The organism is Streptomyces sp. LS1784, from assembly GCF_020103755.1.
In the GTDB taxonomy this organism is placed as follows: domain Bacteria; phylum Actinomycetota; class Actinomycetes; order Streptomycetales; family Streptomycetaceae; genus Kitasatospora.
Window position 1 is genome coordinate 1 of the sequence record NZ_JAHSQD010000377.1, and the last position, 8,165, is coordinate 8,165.

Annotated in this window: 9 protein-coding genes; 6 read left to right on the forward strand and 3 right to left on the reverse strand. The window is 73.2% G+C overall.

Going from position 1 to position 8,165, the window contains the following annotated elements:
* Positions 1-459, forward strand: a 459-nt coding sequence (locus KS423_RS31565) for a DUF6542 domain-containing protein (RefSeq protein WP_224283181.1), incomplete at its 5' end; no start/stop codon positions are given.
* Between the two features lie 23 nt (positions 460-482).
* Here the strand turns inward: KS423_RS31565 and ppgK are convergent.
* Positions 483-1,229, reverse strand: a complete 747-nt coding sequence (ppgK, locus tag KS423_RS31570) for a polyphosphate--glucose phosphotransferase (RefSeq protein ID WP_224283182.1) — start codon at positions 1,227-1,229, stop codon at positions 483-485.
* Between the two features lie 163 nt (positions 1,230-1,392).
* Positions 1,393-2,367 carry a 4-hydroxy-3-methylbut-2-enyl diphosphate reductase gene (locus KS423_RS31575; RefSeq protein WP_224283183.1) on the reverse strand — a complete coding sequence of 325 codons (975 nt, stop codon included), beginning with the start codon at positions 2,365-2,367 and terminating at the stop codon, positions 1,393-1,395.
* A gap of 121 nt (positions 2,368-2,488) precedes the next feature.
* Between KS423_RS31575 and KS423_RS31580 the strand changes: the two genes are divergently transcribed.
* From KS423_RS31580 to KS423_RS31595, 4 genes are all read left to right on the forward strand, one after another.
* Positions 2,489-3,856 carry an APC family permease gene (locus KS423_RS31580; protein WP_224283184.1) on the forward strand — a complete coding sequence of 456 codons (1,368 nt, stop codon included), beginning with the start codon at positions 2,489-2,491 and terminating at the stop codon, positions 3,854-3,856.
* Between the two features lie 10 nt (positions 3,857-3,866).
* Positions 3,867-5,081, forward strand: a complete 1,215-nt coding sequence (gene xseA, locus KS423_RS31585) for an exodeoxyribonuclease VII large subunit (protein WP_224283185.1) — start codon at positions 3,867-3,869, stop codon at positions 5,079-5,081.
* Positions 5,082-5,144: 63 nt separating this feature from the next.
* Entirely contained in the window at positions 5,145-5,420 is a 276-nt protein-coding gene (locus KS423_RS31590) for an exodeoxyribonuclease VII small subunit (protein ID WP_224283186.1), read from the forward strand.
* 111 nt (positions 5,421-5,531) lie between these two features.
* Positions 5,532-6,134 (forward strand): malonic semialdehyde reductase, encoded by a 603-nt coding sequence (locus KS423_RS31595; RefSeq protein WP_224283187.1) that lies wholly within the window; start codon positions 5,532-5,534, stop codon positions 6,132-6,134.
* A gap of 76 nt (positions 6,135-6,210) precedes the next feature.
* Here the strand turns inward: KS423_RS31595 and KS423_RS31600 are convergent, their stop codons facing one another.
* The gene (locus KS423_RS31600; RefSeq protein WP_308020271.1) at positions 6,211-6,747 is read right to left on the reverse strand and encodes a DUF4245 domain-containing protein; all 537 of its coding nucleotides are present in this window, start codon (positions 6,745-6,747) and stop codon (positions 6,211-6,213) included.
* 215 nt (positions 6,748-6,962) lie between these two features.
* Here KS423_RS31600 and glpX point away from each other — a divergent pair, with 215 nt between their 5' ends.
* Complete coding sequence (gene glpX, locus KS423_RS31605) at positions 6,963-8,003, forward strand: class II fructose-bisphosphatase (RefSeq protein ID WP_224283188.1); 1,041 nt, start codon at positions 6,963-6,965, stop codon at positions 8,001-8,003.
* The last annotated feature ends 162 nt before the right edge of the window (positions 8,004-8,165 follow it).

Sequence of the window (8,165 nt, forward strand, 5' to 3'; positions counted from 1 at the left end):
GGCCCTCGGCTGCGCCTGCGCCTGCCGTTGCGCGGACGCGGGCGCGGCAACCAGCAGCTGTACGGGCGGCGGCGCACCGGTCGGCCGACCCGGCTGACGGCCGTCGGCACCGGGGTGGTCGCCGTCCTGGCGACGCTCGCGGTGGCGGGCGTGGACCGGCTGCTCTTCGGCGGCCTGGGCTGGCTGTTCGGCCTCGGCTACCTGGTGGTCTGCTTCCAGCTGGCCGTCCGGGTGCGCTACGCCGACCTGCTGGCCGCACCGATCAGCGGGCCGATCGCCTTCGCCCTCGCACTGCTGCTGCTGGAACCGGTGAGCTCCTCGGGCGTCACCGCCCAGGTGGTGTCGTTGGCGACCGGGCTGGCACTGCGGGCCGGCTGGCTGTTCCCCGGCACCGGGTTGGCGGCGCTGATCGTGCTCGCCCGGTTCGTCGCCCAGCGCCGGATCCACCGCTCCCGCTGAGGCCGCTCCCGCGAGGCCGGCCCTCAGCCCTCCGTCCGGGCCGCCGCCATGGCGGCTCCGACGATGCCCGCGTCGTTGCGCAGCTCCGCCGGCACCACCCGCGCCGGGCGGTGCTTCAACAGCGGCAGGAACCTCTCGTGCTTGCGGCTCACCCCGCCGCCGATCACGATCAGCTGCGGCGAGAACAGCATCTCCACCAGGTCCAGGTACTCGTCGACCCGCCCCGCCCACTGCTCCCAGTTCAGCCCGTGCCGCTCCTTGGCGGCCGAGGAGGCCCGGCGCTCGGCGTCCTTGCCGCGCAGCTCCAGGTGGCCCAGCTCGGTGTTGGGCATCAGCGTGCCGTCCACGAACAGGGCGCTGCCGATGCCGGTGCCGAAGGTGAGCACCAGGACCACGCCCGCCTGGCCCCGCCCGGCGCCGTGCGTCAGCTCGGCGAGCCCGGCCGCGTCCGCGTCGTTCAGAACGGTGGCGGGCATCCCCAGTGCCTCGCGGAAGAGGCCCGCCGCGTCCAGGCCGACCCAGCCCTTGTCCACGTTGGCCGCCGTCCTGGTGCGGCCGTCGACCACCACGCCGGGGAAGGTCAGCCCGACCGGGCCCTGGTGGTCGAACTGCCGGACCACCTCGCAGACGGCGGCGACCACTGCCTCGGGGGCGGACGGCTGCGGGGTGAGCACCTTGTAGCGCTCCTCTGCGAGCGTGCCCCGGGCGAGGTCGACGGGCGCGCCCTTGATCCCCGAGCCGCCGATGTCCACGCCGAATACCGCAGTCATCTCGTCCACCCTCCGCCGTCGGCCGCGGACCACTCGTCCACGGCCTGTGATTGTCCACAGCCTGTGCACAAAACTACGAGAGTGCGCCCGGGCGCGCACAGCAGGCGGCCGCACAGCAGAAGGCCCGGCACCCCCACGGGGGTACCGGGCCTTCCGGGCAGCGTCAGAGCTTGCCCGCCGCCTCGGCGCGCAGGTCGCGGCGCAGCTCCTTGGGCAGCGAGAAGGTCAGGTGCTCCTCGGCGGTCTTGACCGTCTCGACCGTGTCGTAACCGCGTGCGGCCAGGAACTCCAGCACGCCGTCGACCAGGATCTCCGGCACCGAGGCGCCGCTGGTCAGGCCGACCGTGGTGACGCCCTCCAGCCACTCCTCGCGGATCTCCTCGGCGAAGTCCACCAGGTGGGCGGCCTTCGCTCCGTACTCCAGGCCCACCTCGACCAGGCGGACGGAGTTGGAGGAGTTCTTGGAGCCGACCACGATCAGCAGGTCGGTCTCCGGGGCCAGCTGCTTGACCGCGACCTGACGGTTCTGGGTGGCGTAGCAGATGTCGTCGCTGGGCGGGCTGACCAGCTCCGGGAAGCGCTTCTTCAGCTCGCCGACGGTGGCCATGGTCTCGTCCACGGACAGGGTGGTCTGGGACAGCCAGACGACCTTGGACTCGTCCCGGACCTGCACGTTGGCGACGTCCTCGGCGCCGTCCACCAGGTGGATCCGGTCCGGGGCCTCGCCCATGGTGCCGATGACCTCCTCGTGGCCCTCGTGGCCCACCAGCAGGATGTCGAAGCCCTCGTCGGCGAAGCGCACGGCCTCCTTGTGCACCTTGGTGACCAGCGGGCAGGTCGCGTCGATGGTGGCGAGCTTGCCGGCCCGAGCCTCGTCGTGGACGGACGGGGCGACGCCGTGCGCGGAGAAGACCACGATCGAGCCCTCGGGCACCTCCTCCGTCTCGTCGACGAAGATCGCGCCCTTCTTCTCCAGGGTCTGCACCACGTACTTGTTGTGGACGATCTGCTTGCGGACGTAGATGGGTGCCCCGTACTGCTCCAGGGCCTTCTCCACGGCGATTACTGCGCGGTCGACTCCCGCGCAGTAGCCCCGGGGGGCGGCGAGCAGGACACGGCGCTGCGCGGTCTTGGACATGGCTCCATCGTACGGGCGGCCGCAGCCGTCGCCCGCCCTGTCGGCGCCTCCCGACGGAAGCCCCCCGACGGCGGACACTTTCCGTGCGGACCAGGTCAACAGCGCTCAGAATATGGTGTCTATGAGCTCTGTGAGCGAGCAGGCAGCGCCGAGCGGCCTGCGCCGCAGCCTGGGCGTCCGCGATCTGATGGTCTACGGACTGCTGTTCATCGCCCCGATGGCCCCGGTCGGCGTGTTCGGCGTGCTGGACGCCAGGAGCCACGGCGCCGTCGCCACGGTGTACCTGGCCGCGACGGTGGCGATGGGCTTCACCGCCTTCTCGTACGCCCAGATGGTGCGCGCGGTGCCGCAGACCGGCTCGGTGTTCGCCTACGCGCGGGCCGGGCTGGGCGAGGGCCCGGGCTTCGTCGCCGGGTGGATGGCGATGCTCGACTACCTGCTGATCCCCGCGGTGGCCTACCTGTTCTCCGGGATCGCGCTGAACTCCCTGGTGCCCGACGTCTCGCGCTGGGTCTGGACGGCGCTCGCGGTGGTGGTGACCACCGGGCTCAACCTGGCCGGGGTGCGGACGGCGGCGGCGGTCGGTTTCGCGGTGCTCGCGATGGAGATCGTGGTGCTGGTGGTGTTCGTGGCCGCGGCCGTGGTGGCACTGGCCCAGGACGGCGCCCGGCGCGGCTGGGACACCCCGTTCACCGCCGTCGGGGACTTCTCGCTGACCGCGGTGATCTCGGCGGTGTCCGTCGCGGTGCTCTCCTACCTGGGCTTCGACGCGATCGCCACCTTCGTGGAGGAGGCGGTCGGCGCCTCGGCGGCGGTGGCCCGGGCGGTGCTCTGGTGCCTGGCGCTGGCCGGCGCGCTGTTCGTCGTCCAGACGTACCTGGCGGCGCTGCTGGAGTCGACGGCCCCGCAGCAGCTGGCCGCCGACCCGGCCGCGCAGGGCTCGGCCTTCTACGACACCGTGGAGGGCGGCGTCGGGCACTGGCTGCACGTGCTGGTGGCGGCCGCCAAGGCGATCGGCGCGGCCTTCGCGGCCCTGGCCGGGCAGGCGGCGGCCGGGCGGCTGGTCTTCGCGATGGGCCGGGCCGGGAGGCTGCCGCGCTTCCTCGGCTCGGTCGACCCGGCCGGCGCGGTGCCGCGCCGGGCGCTGCTGACGGCCGCGGTGATCACGATGGTGGCGGCGGTCTGGGCGGCCGACCGGGACAACGGGCTGGACCAGCTCACCTCGGTGGTGAACGTGGGCGCACTGACCGCCTTCGCGCTGCTGCACGCCTCGGTGATCGGCTGGTACGTGGTGCGGCACGGCTCGCGGCGGTGGCTGCTGCACCTGGTCGTACCGGTGCTGGGCATCGCGGTGATCGGGGCGGTGGTGTACGAGGCCGCGGCCACCGCGCGGCTCGTCGGGCTGGTCTGGCTGGTGGTCGGCCTGGTGGTGCTCGCCGTCCAGGGCGGCGCCCGCGGCGGTCTCGGCCGTGTCGGCGGACGCCGCTAGCCTCGTACGCATGGCCAACACCAGCTCCCCCGAAGCGCCGCTCCCGGTCGGCAAGGTCTCCGCGCTGATCGGCGGCTGGATCGACCGGCTCGGCGCGGTCTGGGTGGAGGGGCAGATCACCCAGCTCAGCCGCCGCCCCGGCGCGGGCGTGGTGTTCCTGACCCTGCGCGACCCGCAGGCCGACGTGTCGCTCACGGTGACCTGCTTCCGCTCGGTGTTCGACCAGGTCGCGGACGTGGTGCAGGAGGGCGCGCGGGTCGTCGTGCACGCCAAGCCGGAGTGGTACGCGGCGCGCGGACAGCTGTCGATGCGCGCCTCGGAGATCCGCCCGGTGGGCCTCGGCGAGCTGCTGGCCCGGCTGGAGCAGCTGAAGCGGCGGCTCGCCGGGGAGGGCCTGTTCGCGGCCGAGCGCAAGAAGCCGCTGCCGTTCCTGCCGCAGTGCGTCGGGCTGGTGACCGGACGCGGCTCGGCGGCCGAACGGGACGTGCTGGAGAACGCCCGGCGGCGCTGGCCGGCCGTCCGCTTCGAGGTGCGCAACGTCCCGGTGCAGGGGGTCAGCGCGGTGGAGCGGGTGAGCGCGGCCGTGCGGGAGCTGGACGAGCACCCCGAGGTGGACGTGATCGTCGTGGCCCGCGGCGGCGGCAGCGTGGAGGACCTGCTGCCGTTCTCGGACGAGGGCTTGGTGCGGCTGGTCGCGGCCGCCCGTACGCCGGTGGTGAGCGCGATCGGGCACGAGCCGGACCAGCCGCTGCTGGACTTCGTGGCCGACCTGCGCGCCTCCACCCCGACCGACGCGGCCAAACGGGTGGTTCCGGACGTCGGCGAGGAGCTGGCCAGGATCCGCCAGCTGCGCGACCGCGCCCGCCGGCACGTGCTGTCCCGGGTCGAGCGCGAGCAGCACGGGCTGGACGGGGTGCGCAGCCGTCCGGCACTGGCCGCCCCGCACCGGATGCTGGACGGGCGCGGGCAGGAGGTGGAGGGCCTGCTGGAGCGGGTCCGGCGCACCCTGCGGCACCGGCTGGACCACGCGCAGAGCGACCTCGGGCACACCCTGGCCCGGGTGGTGGCGCTCTCCCCGGCCGCCACCCTGGAGCGCGGCTACGCGGTGCTCCAGCGGACGGACGGCACGGTGGTGACCGACCCGGCGCAGGTCGCGCCCGGCGAGGGGCTGCGCGCCCGGGTGGCGGGCGGCGGCTTCGACGTCACGGTGGCCGACGAGGGATAGCGACCGCGGGGGACGGCGCCGGCGGGGGTGGCGCTGTCCGTCCCACCCCCTACGCTGGCACGCATGGCAGAGCAGCAGGAACAGCAGGACGCGGCGGCGGCAGCGGCGGCGGCGGCGCCGAACCCGGACGACGCGCTGGGCTACGAGCACGCCCGGGACGCGCTGCTGGAGGTCGTCCGGCAGCTGGAGAACGGCGGGACGTCGCTGGAGGAGTCGCTGGCCCTGTGGGAGCGCGGCGAGCAGCTGGCGAAGGTGTGCCAGCGCTGGCTGGACGGCGCCCGGGCCCGGCTGGACGCCGCGCTGGCCGCCGAGGAGGGCGCGACCCCGGGCGGAGAGTGAGGCGGATCACACCCGCTTGGGGAATCGTTGAATATTCATCCATGTTGGGGGAAGTGACCGGCTGCGGCCGGCCATACCGACGAACCCCCCTTCCGCATGAGGTGCAGAAGCATGACCACCGACGCCCTGGTACTCGACGCCGCCGCTCAGGACCTGCTGTTCCGTGAGGCCCGCACCGCGAACACCTTCACCGACGAGCCCGTCTCCGAGGAGCAGGTCCAGGCCATCTACGAGCTGGTGAAGTTCGGCCCGACCGCCTTCAACCAGCAGCCGCTGCGCGTCGTCCTGGTCCGCTCGGCCGAGGGCCGCGAGCGCCTCGTCCAGCACATGGCGGACGGCAACAAGGCCAAGACCGCCGCTGCCCCGCTGGTCGCCATCCTCGCCGCGGACAACGAGTTCCACGAGGAGCTGCCGACCCAGCTCCCGCACTTCCCGCAGGCCAAGGACATGTTCTTCTCGGAGCGCAGCGTCCGCGAGCAGTCCGCCACGCTGAACGGCGCCCTGCAGGCCGCCTACTTCATCATCGGCGTGCGCGCGGCCGGCCTGGCCGCCGGCCCGATGACCGGCTACGACGCCGAGGGCCTCAACAAGGAGTTCTTCGGCGACGGCGAGCACTCGGTGCTGGCCGTGGTCAACATCGGCAAGCCGGGCGAGGGCGCCTGGTTCCCGCGTTCGCCGCGCCTGGCCTACGACGAGGTCGTCACCACGGTCTGATCCGCCCCGCGCGAAAGGGCCCCGCACCGGTTCGTCCGGTGCGGGGCCCTTCGGCGTGCGCAGGAAGTGGGGCGGGCTACTTGAGCGCCTGCGCCAGCTCGGCCAGCTCCTCGTAGGAGGCGGTGCCGGTGAGCAGGGCGGTCCCGGGGCCGGTCTGCACGGCCAGCGCGCGCTCCTTCTCGCCCCGCACCCGGTCCCAGGTGCGGCCGGCCACCTCGGAGGTGCCGTCCGGCTTGGCGCCCTTCACGTAGTCGGCCAGCAGGGAGTCGCGCGGCACGTCGCTCTGCTCGACCGCCGCGTACTGGCCGGAGGGGGTCACGAAGCCCAGGTGCCAGGCGTTGCCCCTGCCGTTGTTCTGGTCGGCCGGCCGGTAGGCGACCGAGGTGGCCCGCCACTCCCCCGGCAGCCCCTCCGGGGACAGCAGCGGGTACGGCGCGGCACGCTTGGCGGAGGCCGCCTCCACCCTGTACCCGACCACGCGCACCGGGTCGCCGCCGTTGCCGTGCGGGAGGAACAGGTACCCGATCCCGACGACGAAACCGACCGCCAGCATCGACAGGACCATGTCCCGTACGGTCTGCCGGCCCCTCATGCCCTTGCTGTCTGCTGCCACCCCCACATGGTGACTCATCCACATCTCCGGGCGTCCACCAGGGGTGTCCACGTATAGGTGAAAGGGGACGAACCGGTGGTTTCCTCCACAGGGCAGCGACCCGCGCCACAGACAGTCATCTCGTGGGCAGATACGATCGCAGAACCCTCACCACGGCGTTCGACCAGGCAGTAGTCGGGCGCTCACTGGCCGTCGCGTACAGAGAGGTAACGACGATGACCACGCAGTACCCGCACCACCTTCCCAGTGCCCTGGAGGTCGCGCCCGAGGCTCCCGACCGGAACCTCGCGCTCGAACTCGTCCGGGTCACCGAGGCAGCCGCGATGGCCGCCGGCCGGTGGGTCGGACGTGGCGACAAGAACGGCGCGGACGGCGCCGCCGTCAAGGCGATGCGCACCCTCGTCTCGACCGTCTCGATGAACGGCGTCGTCGTCATCGGCGAGGGCGAGAAGGACGAAGCCCCGATGCTCTACAACGGCGAGCGGGTCGGCGACGGCACCGGCGCCGAGTGCGACGTCGCGGTCGACCCGGTGGACGGCACCACGCTGACCGCCAAGGGCATGAACAACGCGGTGGCCGTGCTGGCCGTCGCCGACCGCGGCACCATGTTCGACCCCAGCGCCGTGTTCTACATGGACAAGCTGGTGGCCGGCCCCGAGGCGGCCGAGTTCGTCGACATCACCGCCCCGGCGGCGGTCAACATCCGCCGGGTCGCCAAGGCCAAGGGCAGCGCCGTCGAGGACGTCACCGTCGTCGTGCTCGACCGCCCGCGCCACGACGGCCTGGTCCGGGAGATCCGCGAGGCGGGCGCCCGGATCAAGTTCATCTCGGACGGCGACGTGGCCGGCGCCATCATGGCCGCCCGCGAGGGCACCGGCGTCGACCTGCTGATGGGTGTCGGCGGCACCCCGGAGGGCATCATCGCGGCCTGCGCGATGAAGTGCATGGGCGGCGTGATCCAGGGCCGGCTGTGGCCCAAGGACGACGCCGAGCGGCAGAAGGCCCTGGACGCCGGCCACGACCTGGACCGGGTGCTCACCACGGACGACCTGGTCAGCGGCGAGAACGTGTTCTTCGTCGCCACCGGCATCACCGACGGCGAGCTGCTGCGCGGCGTGCACTACCGCTCGGAGACCGCCACCACCAGCTCCCTGGTGATGCGCTCCAAGAGCGGCACCATCCGCGAGATCAACTCCACCCACAAGCTCTCGAAGCTGCGGGCGTACAGCGCGATCGACTTCGACCGCGCCAACTGAGGTCCACGAGAGCGCACTTCGCGGCCCCGGCGGGATCCCCCTCCGCCGGGGCCGCGGTGCGTCGTCCTCCCGCTCCCGGACCCGCCGTCACCCGGCTATCCGACGCCGCGCGGCCGCCGCCACCCGGGCCGCCTCGCGCAGCTCCGCGTCCCGGCGGCGGCG

What these genes read in the sequence shown, in the direction of transcription:
- KS423_RS31590 (WP_224283186.1), top strand. Translation starts at nt 5,145, where the DNA reads ATGGCAGAGCAGCAGGAACAGCAGGACGCGGCGGCGGCAGCGGCGGCG.
- KS423_RS31575 (WP_224283183.1), bottom strand. Translation starts at nt 2,367, where the DNA reads ATGTCCAAGACCGCGCAGCGCCGTGTCCTGCTCGCCGCCCCCCGGGGC.
- KS423_RS31580 (WP_224283184.1), top strand. Translation starts at nt 2,489, where the DNA reads ATGAGCTCTGTGAGCGAGCAGGCAGCGCCGAGCGGCCTGCGCCGCAGC.
- KS423_RS31595 (WP_224283187.1), top strand. Translation starts at nt 5,532, where the DNA reads ATGACCACCGACGCCCTGGTACTCGACGCCGCCGCTCAGGACCTGCTG.
- xseA (WP_224283185.1), top strand. Translation starts at nt 3,867, where the DNA reads ATGGCCAACACCAGCTCCCCCGAAGCGCCGCTCCCGGTCGGCAAGGTC.
- ppgK (WP_224283182.1), bottom strand. Translation starts at nt 1,229, where the DNA reads ATGACTGCGGTATTCGGCGTGGACATCGGCGGCTCGGGGATCAAGGGC.
- glpX (WP_224283188.1), top strand. Translation starts at nt 6,963, where the DNA reads ATGACCACGCAGTACCCGCACCACCTTCCCAGTGCCCTGGAGGTCGCG.